Here is a 17585-nt window from a genome sequence, read left to right as displayed (position 1 = left end):
ATGTTAAACAAGTTCGACGTACACTTTTTTCATCAGACGTTTTAGACTTCAAGCAACACCCTCCGGAGGGAGCCGCCGTCATGTCCGCCGCCACCCAGGAACGCATGCCAGCGCTCTACCTCAGCCATGGCGCCCCGCCCCTCGCCGACGACCCGATCTGGCCCGGCGAACTCGCCGCCTGGTCCGCCGACCTCCCGCGCCCCAAGGCGATCCTCATGGTCTCCGCCCACTGGGAGGAGGCCCCCCTCGCCCTCGGCGCGGTGGAGACCGTCCCGCTCGTCTACGACTTCTGGGGCTTCCCCGAGCACTACTACAAGGTGAAGTACGAGGCTCCCGGCGCCCCGCGGCTCGCCGAGTCCGTACGCAAGCTGCTGCGCGCCCCCGGCGTCCCGGTCCAGGACATCCCCGACCGCGGCCTCGACCACGGCGCCTACGTCCCGCTCGTCGAGATGTTCCCCGAGGCCGACATCCCGGTCCTCCAGATCTCCATGCCCACCCTCGACCCCGTCAAGCTCATGGACATCGGCCGCAAGCTCGCGCCGCTGCGCGACGAAGGCGTGCTGATCGTGGGCTCCGGGTTCTTCACCCACAACCTGGCCGCGCTGCGCCAGGGCGGCATCCCCGCCTGGTCGGCGGAGTTCGACGACTGGGGGCACCACGCGCTGGACAAGGGCGACGTGGACTCCCTGCTCGACTTCCTCCGCAAGTCCCCGGCCGGCCGTCTCGCCCACCCGCGCACCGAGCACTTCGCACCCCTGTTCGTGACGATGGGGGCCGCGGACGCGGCCGGTGAGCTGGGCGACCAGAAGTCGGTGATCGACGGGTTCTGGCTGGGGCTGGCGAAGCGGTCGGTGCAGTTCGGCTGACGGCATCAGGAGGAGGGCTCGCTAGAGCTCCTTCTCGTACCAGGCCACGTCCCAGTAGCGGCCGAACTTCCTTCCGACCTCCTTGTACGTGCCGACGTACCGGAAGCCGAAACGCTCGTGCAGCCGCCGCGAGGCCTCGTTGGGCTGGGCGATACCGGCGTAGGCGCGATGGACGTCCTCGGTGGCCAGCGCCTCGAACAGGGCCTCGTAGAGGAGCGTGCCGACGCCGCGGCCGCCGGCGTGCGGGGCGAGGTAGACCGTCACCTCGACCGAGGTCGCGTAGGCGGGCTTCGCTCGGAACGGGCTGGATGTGGCGTATCCCAGAATTTCCTGTGAGTCCGCGTCCGCGGCAACTTTTAGGAGGTGCGGACCGTCTTCAGGGTGGGAGAGCAGCCAAGGGCGGCGCTCCTCCGGGGTGAAGACGGACGTGTCGAAGGTGATCGGCGTCTCACGTACGTAGTGGTTGTAGATGTCGGTGAGGGCCTTGAGGTCACCCTCGACTCCTGGCCTGACCTGCACCTCTGTACGCTCCGTCGCCATCCGACCTCCCCGTGTGGCCGCACAGGGTACTGCATGATCAGAAAAATAGGGGAGCGGGTTGGGAATTCTGTCCTGATTCCAGTCGTTGTTTCCATCGGAAGCAGGGCACCCGAGGGACAGTGCCAAGACGGTGTCCAGGCTCCGACAGGACCACCCGCCAGCCCACCATCGCAAGGGAGCACGCATGGCAACCCGTGCCGTCGCCCGTCGTAAGTCCGCCACCGGCGGGACCGACGCGGCAAGCAGTGTTCGCGCCCATGGCGGCGAGATCGCCGATCGCGACCTGGTCGGCATGTACCTCGACGAGATCGCGCGTACACCGCTGCTCGACGCCGCCAAGGAGGTCGAGCTGTCACAGATCATCGAGGCGGGTGTGTTCGCCCGACAGGTCCTCGACGGATTCGAGGAGTCCAAGGCGGACGCCACCCGCGAGGAGCTCGAGGCGCTCGTCGACGAGGCCGAACGGGCCAAGGACGTCTTCATCCGCTCGAACCTGCGTCTGGTCGTCGCGGTCGCGCGCCGCTACCCCCGCGCCGGTCTGCCGCTGCTCGACCTGATCCAGGAGGGCAATGCCGGCCTGGTGCGCGCCGTCGAGAAGTTCGACTACCGCAAGGGCTTCAAGTTCTCGACGTACGCGACCTGGTGGATCCGTCAGGCCATCACCCGCTCGATAGCGGACCAGTCCCGCACCATCCGTCTCCCCGTCCACCTGGTCGAGGAGCTGGGCCGGATCCGCCGTGTGCAGCGCGAGTTCAACCGCGAGCACGGCCGTGACCCGGAGCCCGCGGAGATCGCCGCCGAGCTCGGCTCCAACGCCGACCGCGTGATCGACGTCCTGGACTGGGCCCGCGACCCGGTCTCGCTGAACATGGCGGTGGACGACGACGGCGACACCCAGTTCGGCGACCTGCTCGAGGACACCTCCGCGGTCTCCCCCGAGCAGTCGGTGCTGACGCTGCTGCGCAGCGAGGAGCTGGACGACCTGATCGGCCGCCTCGACCAGCGCACGGCCTCCATCATCAAGATGCGGTACGGCATCGAGGACGGCCGGGAGCGCACGCTGACGGAGGTCGGCAAGGAGCACGGCCTCACCCGCGAGCGCATCCGGCAGATCGAGAAGCACGCGCTGATGGAGCTGAAGAAGCTCGCCCGGGACACCGGGTTCGACGCGGCGGCGTAAGGGCTGGGGCACGGCGTGCCTCACGGGCCGCGTGCCCGCGTGCGCCGGGTCGCGAAAGCGGCGCAAACACGGCGGTCTCAGACCGCTTCAACAGGCAGGGCCCTGGGAAAAAGACTTCAGGGTCCATGAGTTCGGGTCCCGGGCGAGAGTCCGGACCCCCTAGACCAAGTCCCGACGCAATCCCCCCCGGCGCCGGGACTCTCCGCGAGCCGGACTTCGGCGCTCTCCCCCCGGGTGCCGGGGTCCGGCTCTGCCCTTTTCTGGGTGGGGTGTGGGTATGCCTGGGGTCCCGCCCTTCGCGTGGGACCGCTCACATCGGCAAGGTATGCCCATGTGACACAATCTGCCATCCGGCGGGCATCCCCGGAGTTCAGGTACGGGGAAGCCCGCCGTCCAGCATGCCCGAAGCCGTCCGGCGCCACCCCGGACTCGGCCCGGCCGGTTCACCCGCCCGCCGCCCGGCTGAGCCGCCCGCCCAACTCCCGTACGCATCGCACGAGTTCCTCAGGCTCCCGTACCGTGAACTCGCAGTCCACCATGGCCAGCCGTACCGCCATCCACTCCACGGCGTCCCCCACGGTCGCCCGCAGCCGGCACCGCCCTTCCCCCAACTCCTCCGGCTCCCCGAGCCACTTGGGCAGCCGCGCCGCGATGAAGGCGGCCGGCGCCTCGAAGGTCACGTCGACCCCGTACGTCTCCTGCCGCCGGTACATCGACTGCCGCAGATACTCCGCCGCGCTCCCCGTCGGCAACTCCCGTGGAGCGAACCGCGCCCCGGTCGCGAACGGCTCGTTCACCCGGTCGACCCGGAAGGTCCGCCAGTCGGCGCGATCGAGGTCGTAGGCGACGAGGTACCACCGCCGCCCCGTCGACACCAGCTGATACGGCTCGACCACGCGCCGCGAGTCGACCCCGTCCCTCGCCCGATAGGCGAACCGCAGCCGCTCGTGACCGGCCACGGTGGAGGCCATCACGGTCAGCGTCTCCGGCGCGATACTCGCCCCGTCCCCGCTGGTCAGCGGAGTGGTCGCGGCCTGGAGGGTCGACACCCGGTGGCGCAGCCGGGACGGCAGCACCTGCTCCAGCTTCGCCAGTGCCCGCACCGACGCCTCGTCGACGCCCTCCAGCGCGTGCCCGGCCCCGGCCCGCAGCCCCACCGCGATCGCCACCGCCTCCTCGTCGTCGAGGACGAGCGGCGGCATCGCCTTGCCCGCGACCAGCCGATAACCGCCGTCGGCCCCCTTCGTCGCCTGCACGGGATAGCCCAGCTCGCGCAGCCGGTCGATGTCCCGCCGCACGGTACGGCGGGAGACGCCGAGGCGCTCGGAGAGCTCACCTCCCGGCCATTCCCGCGGGGTCTGGAGGAGGGAGAGGAGCTGGAGGAGCCGTGCCGGGGTGTCCGTCGTCATGAGTTCGAGGATGCCGTAGAACTAGGACATGATCTGACCTAATGGGGTCATAGCTTCGAGACATGACCTCCACCGAACCCTTTGTGGACAGCCAGACAGGCCAGGCGAGCCAGGTGAGCCAGACAGGCCAGGCGTCGCAGCCCGACCGTCGTCGCTGGTTCGCCCTCGCGATCGTGATGACCGCGGCCTTCATGGACCTCGTCGACGTCACGATCGTCAACATCGCGATTCCGTCCATCCAGGCCGAGGCGGGCGCGTCCGTCAGCCAGATCCAGTGGATCACCGCCGGCTACGCGCTCGCCTTCGCCGCCGGTCTGATCACCGGCGGACGGCTCGGCGACATCCACGGCCGCAAGCGGATCTTCCTCATCGGTATCGGCGGTTTCACCGTCGCCTCCGCGCTGTGCGGCTTCGCCGCGAACCCGGAGATGCTGGTCGCCGCGCGGATCCTCCAGGGCGGCATGGCGGCGCTGATGGTGCCGCAGGTGCTGTCGATCGTGCACGCGACGTTCCCGGCGCACGAGCGCGGCAAGGTGTTCGGGCTCTTCGGCGCGATCGTGGGCCTGGGCGCGGTGTCCGGACCGCTGCTCGGCGCGCTGCTGACGGAGTGGAACCTGTTCGGTCTGGAATGGCGCCCGATCTTCCTCATCAACCTGCCGGTCGGCATCGCGGGCCTGATCCTCGGCAGCCGCTACATCACCGAGTCGAAGGCGCCGCGCGCGCTGAAGCTGGACCTGGTGGGCGTCGCCCTGGTGACGCTGGGTCTGCTCATGCTGCTCTACCCGCTGACCCGCGGCCGTGAGCTGGACTGGCCGCTGTGGGGGTATCTGTCGATGGGCGGCGCGCTCGTCGTCTTCGGGGCGCTGGTGGCGTACGAGCGGCGCAAGAGCGCGCGGGACGGCTCCCCGCTGGTCGAACTGTCGCTGTTCAAGGTGAAGAGCTTCGCGGCGGGCATCGCGGTGCAGACCGTGTTCGGGATCGGGCTCGGCATCTTCTTCCTGGTGTGGACGCTCTACATGCAGACCGGACTGGGCTGGCGTCCGCTGAAGGCGGGTCTGACCGGCGTCCCGTTCTCGATCGCGGTCTCCGTGGCGGCCGGGCTGTCCGTGCAGAAACTGGTTCCGCGCTTCGGCCGCAAGGTGCTCCAGGCGGGCGCGCTCACCATGGCGGCGGGCGTCCTGCTCTACCTCTGGGAGGCCGACCGCTACGGCATGTCCATCGCCCCCTGGCAGATGGCCCTGCCCCTGGTCGTGATGGGCGTCGGCATGGGCCTGATCTTCGCCCCGCTGACCGACATGGTGCTCTCGGGGGTGCCGCGGGAGCATGCCGGGTCCGCGTCCGGGCTCATCAACACCGTTCAGCAGATGGGCAACGCGCTGGGGCTGGGGCTGGTCTCGGTGGTCTTCTTCGGCGCCATCGCCGACGATCTGCGCCCTGTTGAGGTGGGGCCGGCGTTCGTGGACGCGTTCCAGGGGGCGCTGTGGTGGGTGGTCGCGGTGATGGGCGTGATCTTCCTGCTGATGTTCGCGCTGCCGAAGCGGGCGGTGCAGCATCTGGAGGGGGCTGAGGTGGGGGAGGCTTCTGCGGGGTCTGCGGGTCCTGTGGGTCCTGTGGGGGAGAAGGAGCCGGAGCTCGTCTGAGCGCGGTCGTCTGAACGCAGTCGTCCGAACGTATGGAGAAAGGCCCGGCACCTGGGTTCCGCCCGGGGCGCCGGGCCTTCCGCATGCCGTGAGGTGGCCCGATGGGCCGTCCCGGGGCGGGCCGGAAGTCCGTTCATGTCCGTCGTTCAGGCCCGTTCATGTCCGACCTATGCCCGAACCTGTTTACTTTCCGGAAATCCGGGCGTAGCCTCCCAGCGAAACCACAAGTTCGGGCATCGGTCGGGAACGACCGGACGGTGAGTCGGAGGCGAACGGACATGTACGCACCGGAGCGGCAGCAGGAGATCCTCCGGCTCGCGCGTGACGGCGGGCGGGTGGACGTGGTGTCGCTGGCCGAGGAGTTCCAGGTGACCGCGGAGACGATCCGCCGGGACCTCAAGGCCCTCGACCGAGCGGGCCTGCTCCGCCGGGTGCACGGCGGAGCCATCCCCGCCGGGCGCCTCGACTTCGAGCCGGATCTCGCCGAGCGCGAGACGACGGCCGCCGACGAGAAGGACCACATCGCCAAGGCCGCCCTCGCGGAACTGCCGACCGAGGGCACCCTGATCCTCGACGCCGGCACGACAGTGGCCCGCCTCGCGGCCGCCATCCCGCTGGACGCCTCCCTCACCGTCGTCACGCACAGCCTGCCGATCGCGGCCCGCCTCGCGGACCACCCCGGCATCCAGCTCCACCTCGTCGGGGGCCGCGTACGGCACCGTACGCGCGCCGCCGTCGACGCCTGGGCGCTCCGCGCGTACGGCGAAATCCGGGCCGATGTCCTTTTTGTGGCGGCCAACGGCTTCTCCGCCGACCATGGCCTGACCACCCCCGACCTCGCCGAGGCCGCAGTGAAGCGCGCGGCCGTGGCCGCCGCCCGCCGCGTGGTGCTGCTCGCCGACTCCGCCAAGCACGGCCAGGAGCACTTCGCCCGCTTCGGCGACCTGAGCGACGTGGACCTGCTGATCACCGACAGCGGGCTGAGCCCCGAAGACGCCACCGCGATCGAGCGCGGCGGCACGGAAGTAGTGCGCGCATGATCCTCACCGTCACCCCGAACCCGTCCCTGGACCGCACGTACGAGGTTCCCTCCCTGGAGCGCGGCGAGGTCATCCGCGCGACCGGGGAGCGCATGGACCCCGGCGGCAAGGGCGTGAACGTCTCGCGCGCCGTGGCGGCCGCCGGGCAGCGCACGGTCGCGGTACTGCCCCTGGGCGGTGCGCCGGGGGCGCTCGTGGCGGATCTGCTCGACGCGCAGGGCATCGAGGTCGCGCCGGTCCCGGTCGCGGGCGCCACCCGCTCGAACATCGCGCTCGCCGAGGCGGACGGGGTGCTCACGAAGATCAACGCGCCGGGGCCCGAGCTGTCGGCGGAGGAGCAGGAGCTGCTCCTGGAGACGGTGCGCGCGCAGTCGCGCGACGCGGACTGGATCGTGTGCTGCGGGAGCCTGCCGCGGGGGCTCGCGCCCTCGTGGTACGCCGATGTGGTCGCGCGGGCGCACGCCGGGGGCGCGCGGATCGCCCTGGACACCTCGGGGCGTGCGCTGCTGGAGGCGCTGCGCGAGCGGCCCGACGTGGTGAAGCCGAACGCGGAGGAGCTCGCGGAAGCCGTCGGGCGCCCCCTGTCGACCGTGGGCGACGCGGTGAAGGCGGCCGAGGAGTTGCGCGAGATGGGCGCACGCGCCGTGCTCGCGAGCCTGGGCGCGGACGGACAGCTGCTCGTGGACGACGCGGGCGCCTGGTTCGCGAGCGCGCGCGTGGACGTCGTCCGCAGCAATGTGGGCGCCGGCGACTCCTCCCTGGCCGGCTTCCTCATCGCCGGCGGCAGCGGCCCGGAGGCACTGGCCTCGGCGGTCGCACACGGCGCGGCGGCGGTCCAGCTGCCGGGCAGCGTGATGCCGACGCCGGGCGACCTGGACCCGGCGGCGGTCTCGGTGACGGCCGAGGTACCGGTGGACCGAGTACTGAAGGAGCCGGTGTCATGAGGGACTCGACGGTTTGCACCTCGGTTTGCACCTCTACGACGGTGTCGGCGCCGGTGGCGTGCGACGCACTCCCCGATGAACCGGCCATGAAGCGGCGAGGCTCCCCGTTACTCGTCGCGGCCTGCGGGAGGCAGGGCCACCTGAGCCGCCCTGTCGCCCGGTGGGGGCGGGGCTTCCCCGGTTCCGCCCCCACCACCCCCTGTTCCACCACCCCCCGCACCCCCGTCCCCACCCCCGTCCTCGCCCACCTCTCCCCCCGGGCGATACGCGTGCGAAGGAGCCCGCGATGAGCGACATGATCACCGCGGACCTGGTCGATCTCGACCTGTCCGCCGACACCAAGGAAGCGGCGGCACGCGCCCTCGCCCAACGCATGGTGACCCTGGGCCGGGTGACCGACCTGGAGGGCTTCCTCGCCGACGTGGCCGCCCGCGAGGCACAGATGCCGACCGGCCTCGACGGCGGCATCGGCATCCCGCACTGCCGCAGCGCACACGTCACCGAGCCGACGCTCGCCTTCGGGCGCAGCGCGGCCGGGATCGACTTCGGTGCGCCGGACGGTCCCGCCGACCTGATCTTCCTGATCGCGGCGCCTGCCGGTGCCGACGACGCCCATCTGACGATCCTGTCCTCGCTGGCGCGGCAGTTGATGAACGCCGAGTTCACCGACGCGCTGCGGTCGGTGGGGGATGCGGCCGGTGCCGCGGCGCTGATCCGGGGCGATGCGCCGGCGGCGGACGCCGAGGGCGCGGGCGCCTCTGAGGGCGCGAAGAGCGCCGTGGGCGCCTCTGCAGACTCCGTGGCGGCGTCGGGGGCGGCCTCCGCCGATGCCGCCACGGGTAGTGCGGCCCCGGCGCCGGGCGGCGCGAGCGCTCCGGCGCCGGGTGCCACGGGCGACGGGTCCGGCGAGGGCGAGCGCCCCTTCCGTATCGTCGCGGTCACGTCCTGTCCGACCGGCATCGCCCACACGTACATGGCGGCCGAATCGCTGGAGAACGCGGGCCGCGAGGCGGGCGTCGAACTCGTCGTCGAGACACAGGGCTCGGCCGGCTTCACCCGGCTCGACCCGGCCGTCATCGCCGCCGCGGACGGCGTGATCTTCGCCCACGACGTCCCCGTACGCGACAAGGACCGCTTCGCCGGCAAGCCGACCGTGGACGTCGGCGTGAAGGCGGGCATCAACCGTCCCGCGGAACTGATCAGCGACGTGCGCGGAAAGGCGGCGCGCGGCGAGGTGACCGGGGCGCCCGGCACCGGCTCCACGCCGGTCGAGCGCGCGGGCGACGCCGGCGACAGCTACGGCACCAAGCTGCGCAAGTGGCTGATGACCGGCGTCAGCTACATGGTCCCGTTCGTCGCGGCCGGCGGTCTGCTCATCGCCCTCGGCTTCGCGATCGGCGGCTACCAGATCAACGAGGCCAAGCCGGTCATGGAGCACTTCGACTGGGGTCAGGTCGACAGCTGGGGCGCGCTGCTCTTCCAGATCGGCGGCGTCGCGTTCGGCTTCCTGATCCCCGTCCTCGCCGGCTACATCGCCTACGGCATGGCGGACCGGCCAGGCCTCGTGCCCGGCTTCGTCGGCGGCATGATCTCCGTCAACATCGCCGCCGGCTTCCTCGGCGGCCTGGTCGCCGGTCTGCTGGCCGGTGCGGTCGTCCTCGCCATCCAGCGGATCAAGATCCCGCCGGTGCTGCGCGGCATCATGCCGGTGGTCGTGATCCCACTGGTCTCGTCGATCGTCGTCGGCTTCCTGATGTTCATCGTGATCGGCAAGCCGATCGCCGAGGCCCAGAAGGCGATGACGGACTGGCTCAACGGCCTCTCCGGCACCAATGCCATCCTCCTCGGCGTCCTCCTCGGCCTGATGATGTGCTTCGACCTGGGCGGCCCGGTCAACAAGGTCGCGTACGCCTTCGCCACCGCGGGCATCGCCGTACAGGACCCGAGCGACTCGGCGATGAAGGTCATGGCCGCCGTGATGGCCGCCGGCATGGTGCCCCCGCTCGGCATGGCCCTCGCGACGACCGTCCGCAAGAAGCTCTTCACCACCACCGAGCGCGAGAACGGCAAGGCGGCCTGGGTCCTCGGCGCCTCCTTCATCTCCGAGGGCGCGATCCCGTTCGCCGCGGCCGACCCGCTGCGCGTCATCCCCGCCTCCATGGCGGGCGGCGCGGTCACCGGCGCGCTGACCATGGCCTTCGGCTCGACCCTGCGCGCCCCGCACGGCGGCATCTGGGTCACCTTCCTGATCGGCAAGCCGTTCCTGTACCTGCTGGCCATCGCCATCGGCACGGCGATCACGGCAGGCCTGGTCATCGTCCTCAAGGGCCTGCGCAAGACGGCCCCTGACGGCGCGGCCACCGGCTCCGACGCGTCCGCGGCGGCTCCGGCGGCCGAGGCGAAGCAGCCCGTGGCGGCGTAAGAGGCGAGAAGCAGGGGCGGGCGCACATCGGCCCGCTCCGGCAGGAGAGGCCGGTCGCAGCCCTGGCGGGACGGGGCTGCGACCGGCCTCAGCCGTTTCATCGGCCCTATGTCCCTTTGGGCGGCTGTGAGTTGTTCACGGCACCTGCGAGATACGTCACGGTCCGGGGCCAAAGTCCCGGACCGTGGTGTCTACTGGGGCGCATGCCTGAGCACGTCTCGATCTACCAGCTGACGGGCATGGCCGTCCTCGCCCTGGCGACCGTCGTCTGGGCCATCGGCCTGACCCGCATCCTGCGCCGCAGCCGCGAGGCCGCCCTGTGGCGGACCTCCACCACGCTCCCGGCCCTTCCGTACCAGCGGCAGGCCGGCCCCGAACTGGAGTCCGTCCAGCTGACTCCTGCGGAGCACGACGCGTTCGCGGGACTGGTACGACAGCTCAGCGACGGCCGCTGACCGAGCGGCCGGGGCGGGGCAGCGGCCTCGTGCGCGTGCGGCGCGTTACGAAACCCGTGCCGCGCGCCGTTCCATCGCATCGCGCGCCGCGTCCTCGGAGACGTACACCTCGCACATGTGCCGCCCGTCGGGCGTGGCCGTGTGCTCGACCTCCCACAGGGAGATCTCCTTGCCGTCGCGCAGCAGGAACGCGTGCTCGTAGAGCGAGAAGCACAACCCGATCCGCCCTGCCCGGCACGGCCGCCCGAAGGCCTGCGTGATCTGGTGCGCGAACGCCGTCGTCAACAGCGTCGCCGTCTCGGCGCCCGGCTGGTCCGGGTTCTCCGCGCGGCGCAGGAGCCGTCGCGCGTGATCCGCCGAGTCGTCGGGCACGTACGCGTGCCGGGGCGCGGGGACCGGCGACAGCTGTACCAGTACCGGCAGCTCGAAGTCCGGCGCGTCCGGCGGCAGCGGCAACCGCGCGGTGGCGGCCCGCAGCTCCTCCTCGTCGATGTACACCTCGTGCTGCGGGACACTGCCCGGCGCGGTGTTGTGAACGAGCTCCCACAGTGTGAGCGCCGAGCCGTCGGCGAGCAGCCAGGTGTGGCGGTACGTCTCGCGGTGCAGCCCCGCGCTGTGGTGCGCGGAGTGCAGCGAGCTGTCGTGCGCGAGCGCGCAGTCGAGTCGCCGTATCGTCTCGTCCGGCAGCTCGAAGGAGTTCAGCGCGCGGCCGAGGAGTCGCGCGAGGTGCTCCTCCGGAGACTCGGGCGACTCGCGTGGCTCGTACGCTGCTGTCTCGTACGGAACGCTCAAGGTTTCTCCCGGCGTTGCTGCATGTCACCTTGTGGGTGCATACCGTAGCCCCTCGGTCGGACATCATGTCCGGGAACCGAGAAAACGTGCGCACAGAAAACGCTCGGGCCGCGTGAGAAGTTCCCACGCGACCCGAGGATCCGTCAAAACCCGCCGGTCAGAAGGCACTTGCCGCGTCATGTCGCCCCGGACGGCGCACCGCTTTCCGCGCGCGCCCGGCGCTCAGGGGGCGCTCATACGGCGCTTCCCGCGACCCACTGGGTCCACGGCATGTTCCAGCCGTTGAGCCCGTTGTCCGGCGACACCGTCTTGTCGGGGGAGTTCTTGACGATCACGACGTCCCCGACGACGGAGTTGTCGTAGAACCACTTGGCGTTCGTGTCGCCCTGCCCGCCCTGGACGTCCTGCAGTCCGACGCAGCCGTGACTGGTGCCCTGCCGGCCGAAGGGCGGGTTGCCCTTGTTGTACCAGTAGTTGCCGTGAATGAACGTCCCCGACTGCGTGAGCCGCATCGCGTGCGGCACGTCCGGGATGTCGTAGGCGTTGTCGAGGCCGACCGTCCGGCTGTCCATGCGCAGCTTCGGGAACTTCTCGGAGATCACCATCTGGCCGTTGTACGTGGTGTATTGCGCGTCGCCCGTCGAGATCGGCACCTTCTTGAGGGTCTTCCCGTCCCGCACGACCGTCATGGTCTGGGTGTCGGCGTCGACCGTGGAGACCTGTGACCGCCCGATCGTGAAGGTGACGGTCTTCTTCTGCACCCCGAAGACGTCGTTCGTGCCCTCGACGCCGTCCAGGTCGATCTTCATCGTGACCTTGGAGCCGGCCTTCCAGTACTCCTCGGGCCGGAAGTCGATCCGCTGCGAGCCGAACCAGTGCCCGACCACCTTCTGCCCACTGCTGGACGAGACCGTGATGTGCGACTGCACGGCCTTCTTGTCGCTGATCGCCTTGTCGAAGTTGAACGACACCGGCATCCCGACGCCCACCGTCGTCCCGTTGTCCGGCGTGTACGTCCCGATGAAGCTGTTCGCCTTGCTGACCGTCGTGAACGTCGAATCGGCCGCGGTGGTCCGTCCGTCGGAGTCCTTCGCGGTCGCCGATATCTCGTACTTCGTCCCGCGCTCCAGCTGCTCCTTCGGCGCCCAACTCCCGCCGTTCGCCGAGATGAACCCCGGCACCGACTGACCCGTCCCCGCCACGGTCATCTTCACGTCGGTCAGCTCGCCGTCGCTGACCTTCACCCCCGTCGTGTTGATCGACGCACCCGTCGAACCGTCCTTGGCCGATATGGCGATCTTCGCCTCGGACGTCTTGGCGGACTCCCCGCCCCCCTTGCCGTTGTCCTTCCCGGCGTCGCCGCCGCCCCCGCAGGCGGTGAGGGTGAGGGCGCCGATCGTCAGGACGGCACAGGCCCCGAGTGCGCGCCGCGCTGATATGTCCGGCGTTGTCACGAGCTTCTCCAGGTTCGTGTGATGTGCGTGATCCGCTCCCATGCGTGAAGAAAGAGCGCATCCATGACCGGTCGGGTTCCCTCCGACAGCCGTGAACGCCATCACGTGACACAACCGGGACAATCGTCCGCATGAAATGCGCCACACGCGGGCCGGAGGGTGCCGGGCCTGCGCGCGCCGGGGCGTGTACCCCGGTCGGGGCGGTCGGCCTCGCACCCCACGCCCGGCGCTCCACCACCGGCTCCGGACCCTGCGCGGCGGCGCGCCCCATCACCGCCCCCCGTACAACTCCCCGTAGGACGGCCACATCCCGCCGGGCCCGTCCACCGACTCGGCCGCGCGCACGGCCCGCACGATCGCGCGCGTCACCACGTCGGCGCCGGCCTCGAGCAGCGGGTTGAGCGCGAGCGGGTGCCCGGCGTCGAGCGCGCGCCGCCCCGTCGCCAGCGTGAACACCGTGTCGCCGTCGTGGAGGAGATGCACCGGCCGCACGGCGCGCGCGATGCCGTCGTGCACCGTGCCGGCGAGCTTCTGCGCCTGCGCCTTCGAGAGCTCCGCGTCGGTGGCGACGACCGCGAGCGTGGTGTTCAGCAGGGGCGCCGCGTTCTTCGCCGCGGTCTCGGCGAGGCGCCGGCGCGCGGCCTCGTGGACGCGCGCATCCGGACGGTCCACGCGCCCCTGGAGCAACTCCCCGTACAGGATGCCCGTTTCGGGCTCCGTCACCGAGCCCGCCGCGTTCACCACCACCAGCGCGGCGACCGTGATCCCCGAGTCGAGAACGGTGCTAGCGGTACCGACCCCGCCCTTCATCGCCCCGGCCACGGCGCCCGTACCCGCGCCCACGCCCCCTTCCCGCACCACCGCACCGACCGCGCTCGCCGCGGCCGCCTCGACCGCGGCCCGGCCCATGGCCGCATCGGGCCGGGCCCGGAAGTCACCGCCCCGCCCCAGGTCGAAGATGCAGGCGGCGGGCACGACGGGAACGACGTGCGCCGGATCCACTCCGACCGGCACTCCGCGCCCCTGCTCCTCCAGCCACGCCATCACGCCGGACGCGGCGTCCAGCCCGTACGCGCTGCCGCCGGTCAGTACGATCGCCTCGACCTTCTGCACGACGTTGCGCGGGTCGAGGGCGTCGGTCTCCTTGGTGCCGGGGCCGCCGCCGCGCACGTCGACGGCGGCGACGGCGCCGCCCTCCGGGGCGAGCACGACGGTGGTACCGGTGAGCCAACCGTCGCCGACGCGCGTCGCGTGTCCCACGCGCACGCCGGTGACGTCGGTCAGAGCGTCAACTGTCATGGGTCCAGTCTCGTCCAGGCACCGGCGCCGCCCCAGCAGGTCACACGACCGCAGTCGCCTCTTTGCTCTCCCGGGTCGCCGTGCGCGCGGTCAGCGTCACCCCGGTCGCCACCGCCAGCGCCGAGACGATGCCCGCCGCGAGCACGGCCCAGTCGCCCAGGAACGTGCAGAGGATCACGAGCAGTGCCGTCGTCGGCAGCACCAGTTGCTGGGCGATGCCCACCTTGAAGTGGCGCGAGTGCAGGGCCCAGACGGTGAGCAGGTAGAGCGCGGTCGGCAGGGTCACCGCGGCCGATGCGGCCAGCGTGGAGATGTGCGCCTTGCCGACCGTCTGCTCGACGGCCACCTCCAGGCCGGCGCCGATCGCGGCCGCCGAGGCGAAGATCAGGTAGTGGCCGTAGCCCCACAGGAACGCTTGCTTGTTGGAGCGCAGATGGCCATGGATCGGCACCGCGAAATAGATCCACCACGCCGAGAAGATGATCAGCAGCCCGCCCGTGGCGATCGGCAGTAGTTCGCCGAGCGCGTCGTTCTCGTCGGCGCCGGTCTTCACGGCGATCGTGGCCGCGGCGATCGTCTCGCCCAGCACGATGATCGTGAACAGTCCGTAGCGCTCGGAGATGTGGTGCGGATGCCAGGAGGTGGCGAAGTCCTTCTCCGCGTACCGCGGCACGCACATCTCGAGGATCGCCATCACCAGGAAAACCCAAGGCCGCGCGCTCTCGTCCAGGAACAGCCCCAGCCAGCCGACCTGGCAGAGCAGTACGCCACCGGCGTACCGGAGCGCTGTCGTTCGCTCCGCGCCCTCGCTCGACCGCGCCACGCGCAACCACTGCGCCACCATGGCGAGCCGCATGATCAGGTAGCCCAGCCAGACGAACAGGAACTCGTGGTCCTCGAAGGCCCGGGAGACCCCGGCCGCGAGCACCAGCACGCCGGCGATCTGGACCAGGGTGACGACCCGGTAGAGGACGTCGTCGTTGTCGTACGCCGAGGCGAACCAGGAGAAGTTCATCCAGGCCCACCAGATGGCGAAGAAGACCATCGCGTAGTTGAGGATCCCTTCGCCCGCGTGCGACTCGGCCACGGCGTGCACGAGCTGGACGCCCGCCTGGGCGATGGCCACGACGAAGCACAGGTCGAAGAAGAGTTCCAGGGGCGAGGCGACCCTGTGGGCCTCGTCACGGCCGCGGGCCGTCAGCCTGCGCAGCGGTCTGCGGCTCGTGGGCGCACCGGAGGGCGTCGGGGAGGGAGTCGAACTGGACGTCATGCGTCCAAGCACAGCAGATCCCGGCCGGAAATTCTTGTGAACGGATTCACAAGCGAACAGGGGTCCAAAGGCCCGAAGGAAACGCCGACTCAGCCGCAGTGAACCTCTGCCGGCTTCATGGCCAGTGACGGCTTCCGCATGAACGTCAACGTGCTCGACAAGGCGACCCTCGAGGACGCGATGGAGCACCCCGAGGAGTACCCGCAGCTGACGATCCGGGTCTCGGGATACGCGGTCAATTTCATCCGCCTCACGCGCGAGCAGCAGCTCGACGTCATCAACCGCAGCTTTCACGGATCGCTGTAAGGGAGCAGGGCGATGACCACGCGTGGGACCTGTCGACCGGTGGCGACGGTCCCGGCACCCGGTTCGTCACCTTCCTGTCCGGCTGCCCGCTGACCTGCCTGTACTGCCACAACCCCGACACCTGGCGGATGCGCGACGGCAAGCGGACCATGACGGACGAGCTCGTCGGGGGAGAGCCGCTGCTCCAGCCCGTGTTCACGGGCGAGCCGCTGCACCGCTTCAGGCACGAACTCGGCCTGCACACCGCCCTGGACACCTCGGGCTTCCTCGGCGACCGCGCCTCCGACGCCCTGCTGCGCGACACCGACCTGGTCCTGCTCGACATCAAGTCCCGGGACCGCGCCACCTACCGCAGGGTCACCGGCCGGCCGCTGGACCCGACCCTCGACTTCGCCCGACGCAAGGCCGGCCTGGGCAAGGAGGTCCACGTCCGCTTCGTCCTCGTGCCGGGCCTCACGGACTACCCGGAGAACGTCGCCCCCGGGGCCGTACCCTGGACGCATGAGCACAGCCCCCGACCCCGAGCCGCGCGCCCCGAAGCCGTCGCTGGTCTTCGACGACCCGCTGGACCAGCAGTCCTCTGACGACACGGACCGCGGCTGGGGCGAGCGACCCGGCGCCGACAGCGCGGCCGACCTGAAGCGCTTCCTCGACGAGAAGCCGCCCCACCACTTGTGACCGAGCCGCACGGCCGCCCGGCACAGGAGGCGGGCCGTGGCCGTTACCGCTCGTCGTGCCCGGACCCCCGCTGCGCGACCAGCGCGTCGCGGATCTCCTTGAGGACCTCCAGCTCGGTCACCTCCATGACCTCCTGCGTGCCCTCCCTGGCCTTCCTGCGGGCCTCCTGCCGGGCCAGGTACTTCGACATCGGCAGGACCATCAGGAAGTAGACGACCGCGGCGGTGATCACGAAGCTGAGCGTCGCGCCGAGCACGGTGCCCCATCTGATCGGGATGCCACTGAGCACGGTGCCGTCCGCCGACACCGTGCACGGGTCCTTCAGACACGAGCTGTAGCTGTCGAGGTTCTTCGTGCCGATCGCCCCGACCAGCGGGTTGATCACGCCCTTCACCACCGAGTTGACGATGTTGGTGAAGGCGGCGCCGATGACCACCGCGACTGCCAGATCGACGACGTTCCCGCGCATCAGGAAGGCCTTGAAGCCCTCCCAGAGGCTCGGCTTCTTCTCGCTCACCTAGGGGACTCTCCTCGCAGGCACAGGTTGTGGAACAAACAGCTCCGCAACCTACGTCAATGCCAGGCGACACTGTCCAATTGGGTAGCTCGAACGAGGGACTTGACAGAAATCCGCGCACCAGGCGAACCAGACGGCTCAGCACAGCGTCACCGCCAGACGTGCCGTCGCGCTCGCGCCCGCGAGACGCGCCGCGATCGAACGCGGCACCGAGAGCACGACCAGCGCACCGCTCTCCGCGGCACCCTCCAAAGGCTCCGGCACCTTCTTCACCCGCGCCCCGCGCGCGACGACCTGGGCGTCGCCACCCGTCGCCGTCGTCTCGGCGGCGATCACGTCGACCCGATCACCGGGCCGCAACAGCAGGACCGTGGCCCCGTCGGCGATCCGCACCGGCGCCGTCACCATCTCCACGGCGCGACGCTCCCGCACCGGCTCGACCACGGGATGCCCGCGCGCCCCGTCGGCATCGCCCGGACCGACGGCCACCAGCGCGGCCGCGGTGACGGCCAGGCCCGCAGCCACGGCCCGTCGGCGACTCCGTACGAGCCGGGCCAGTTGATACCGCCCGCCGCGTACCCGCACGGGAGCGAAGTGCGGCACCTCGCACGTGGCGGGAGCGTCGGTGCCCGGCGGGCGCGGAGCAACGGGAGAGAAGGGGGGAGGGGACGGAGCGAAGGACACGGGGAACCACCACCTGTCACGAGGGATCGGCTTGCAAGGCCACGATGAGGCCTCGCGGCGCCGCCCGCCGAGACAGGTGGATCACCGAC

16 protein-coding genes and 2 pseudogenes are annotated in these 17585 nt (G+C 70.7%); 10 read left to right on the top strand and 8 right to left on the bottom strand.

Annotation, left to right across the window (positions count from 1 at the left end):
• The first annotated feature begins 80 nt into the window (after positions 1 to 80).
• Positions 81 to 866 carry a dioxygenase gene (locus ACFY0U_RS13735; RefSeq protein WP_388634731.1) on the top strand — a complete coding sequence of 262 codons (786 nt, stop codon included), beginning with the start codon at positions 81 to 83 and terminating at the stop codon, positions 864 to 866.
• 21 nt (positions 867 to 887) lie between these two features.
• On the opposite strand, the gene ACFY0U_RS13730 is transcribed toward ACFY0U_RS13735, so the two are convergent.
• Positions 888 to 1406 carry a GNAT family N-acetyltransferase gene (locus ACFY0U_RS13730; protein ID WP_388634729.1) on the bottom strand — a complete coding sequence of 173 codons (519 nt, stop codon included), beginning with the start codon at positions 1404 to 1406 and terminating at the stop codon, positions 888 to 890.
• Between the two features lie 184 nt (positions 1407 to 1590).
• Here ACFY0U_RS13730 and ACFY0U_RS13725 point away from each other — a divergent pair, with 184 nt between their 5' ends.
• On the top strand, positions 1591 to 2586 hold the full coding sequence (locus ACFY0U_RS13725; RefSeq protein WP_388634727.1) for an RNA polymerase sigma factor RpoD/SigA: 996 nt from the start codon (positions 1591 to 1593) through the stop codon (positions 2584 to 2586).
• Between the two features lie 443 nt (positions 2587 to 3029).
• Here ACFY0U_RS13725 and ACFY0U_RS13720 read toward each other — a convergent pair whose 3' ends face one another.
• Entirely contained in the window at positions 3030 to 3995 is a 966-nt protein-coding gene (locus ACFY0U_RS13720; protein WP_388634725.1) for a helix-turn-helix transcriptional regulator, read from the bottom strand.
• A gap of 62 nt (positions 3996 to 4057) precedes the next feature.
• On the opposite strand from ACFY0U_RS13720, the gene ACFY0U_RS13715 reads away from it, so the two are divergent.
• The 5 genes from ACFY0U_RS13715 to ACFY0U_RS13695 all read left to right on the top strand — a co-directional run bounded on the left by ACFY0U_RS13715 (position 4058) and on the right by ACFY0U_RS13695 (position 10496).
• Positions 4058 to 5635: an MFS transporter gene (locus ACFY0U_RS13715; RefSeq protein ID WP_388634723.1), complete on the top strand. Its 1578-nt coding sequence runs from the start codon at positions 4058 to 4060 to the stop codon at positions 5633 to 5635.
• A gap of 278 nt (positions 5636 to 5913) precedes the next feature.
• Complete coding sequence (locus ACFY0U_RS13710; RefSeq protein ID WP_171145537.1) at positions 5914 to 6675, top strand: DeoR/GlpR family DNA-binding transcription regulator; 762 nt, start codon at positions 5914 to 5916, stop codon at positions 6673 to 6675.
• Positions 6672 to 7619 (top strand): 1-phosphofructokinase, encoded by a 948-nt coding sequence (pfkB, locus tag ACFY0U_RS13705; protein WP_388634721.1) that lies wholly within the window; start codon positions 6672 to 6674, stop codon positions 7617 to 7619. The genes ACFY0U_RS13710 and pfkB overlap by 4 nt, the downstream gene beginning before the upstream one ends.
• A 286-nt stretch (positions 7620 to 7905) precedes the next feature.
• Positions 7906 to 10041: a fructose-specific PTS transporter subunit EIIC gene (locus tag ACFY0U_RS13700; RefSeq protein WP_388634719.1), complete on the top strand. Its 2136-nt coding sequence runs from the start codon at positions 7906 to 7908 to the stop codon at positions 10039 to 10041.
• 203 nt (positions 10042 to 10244) lie between these two features.
• A complete protein-coding gene (locus tag ACFY0U_RS13695) occupies positions 10245 to 10496 on the top strand; it encodes a hypothetical protein (protein WP_388634717.1) in 252 nt (83 codons plus the stop codon).
• 45 nt (positions 10497 to 10541) lie between these two features.
• Here ACFY0U_RS13695 and ACFY0U_RS13690 read toward each other — a convergent pair whose 3' ends face one another.
• From ACFY0U_RS13690 to ACFY0U_RS13675, 4 genes are all read right to left on the bottom strand, one after another.
• Positions 10542 to 11288 (bottom strand): DUF6227 family protein, encoded by a 747-nt coding sequence (locus ACFY0U_RS13690; RefSeq protein ID WP_388634715.1) that lies wholly within the window; start codon positions 11286 to 11288, stop codon positions 10542 to 10544.
• Positions 11289 to 11521: 233 nt separating this feature from the next.
• A complete protein-coding gene (locus ACFY0U_RS13685) occupies positions 11522 to 12742 on the bottom strand; it encodes an Ig-like domain-containing protein (RefSeq protein ID WP_388634713.1) in 1221 nt (406 codons plus the stop codon).
• Positions 12743 to 13012: 270 nt separating this feature from the next.
• Positions 13013 to 14041, bottom strand: a complete 1029-nt coding sequence (locus ACFY0U_RS13680) for a P1 family peptidase (protein WP_388634711.1) — start codon at positions 14039 to 14041, stop codon at positions 13013 to 13015.
• Between the two features lie 40 nt (positions 14042 to 14081).
• Positions 14082 to 15311, bottom strand: coding sequence for a low temperature requirement protein A (locus ACFY0U_RS13675; RefSeq protein WP_388634709.1), 1230 nt, complete (start codon positions 15309 to 15311; stop codon positions 14082 to 14084).
• 114 nt (positions 15312 to 15425) lie between these two features.
• On the opposite strand from ACFY0U_RS13675, the pseudogene ACFY0U_RS13670 reads away from it, so the two are divergent.
• The 3 genes and pseudogenes from ACFY0U_RS13670 to ACFY0U_RS13660 form a co-directional block, all read left to right on the top strand.
• Positions 15426 to 15617, top strand: a pseudogene (locus tag ACFY0U_RS13670) (glycine radical domain-containing protein); the annotation flags it as partial.
• Positions 15608 to 16093 (top strand): annotated as a pseudogene (locus ACFY0U_RS13665) (4Fe-4S cluster-binding domain-containing protein); the annotation flags it as partial. The pseudogenes ACFY0U_RS13670 and ACFY0U_RS13665, both read left to right, overlap by 10 nt.
• Positions 16094 to 16118: 25 nt before the next feature.
• Positions 16119 to 16295, top strand: coding sequence for a hypothetical protein (locus ACFY0U_RS13660; protein WP_388634707.1), 177 nt, complete (start codon positions 16119 to 16121; stop codon positions 16293 to 16295).
• 43 nt (positions 16296 to 16338) lie between these two features.
• On the opposite strand, the gene mscL is transcribed toward ACFY0U_RS13660, so the two are convergent.
• Positions 16339 to 16812 carry a large conductance mechanosensitive channel protein MscL gene (gene mscL, locus ACFY0U_RS13655; RefSeq protein WP_388634705.1) on the bottom strand — a complete coding sequence of 158 codons (474 nt, stop codon included), beginning with the start codon at positions 16810 to 16812 and terminating at the stop codon, positions 16339 to 16341.
• 138 nt (positions 16813 to 16950) lie between these two features.
• Positions 16951 to 17496, bottom strand: coding sequence for a hypothetical protein (locus ACFY0U_RS13650; RefSeq protein WP_388634703.1), 546 nt, complete (start codon positions 17494 to 17496; stop codon positions 16951 to 16953).
• Positions 17497 to 17585: the final 89 nt, after the last annotated feature.

It is taken from the genome of Streptomyces sp. NPDC001536, assembly GCF_042894505.1.
Classification (GTDB): Bacteria; Actinomycetota; Actinomycetes; order Streptomycetales; family Streptomycetaceae; genus Streptomyces.
This window is presented reverse-complemented; position numbering and strand designations above follow the sequence as displayed.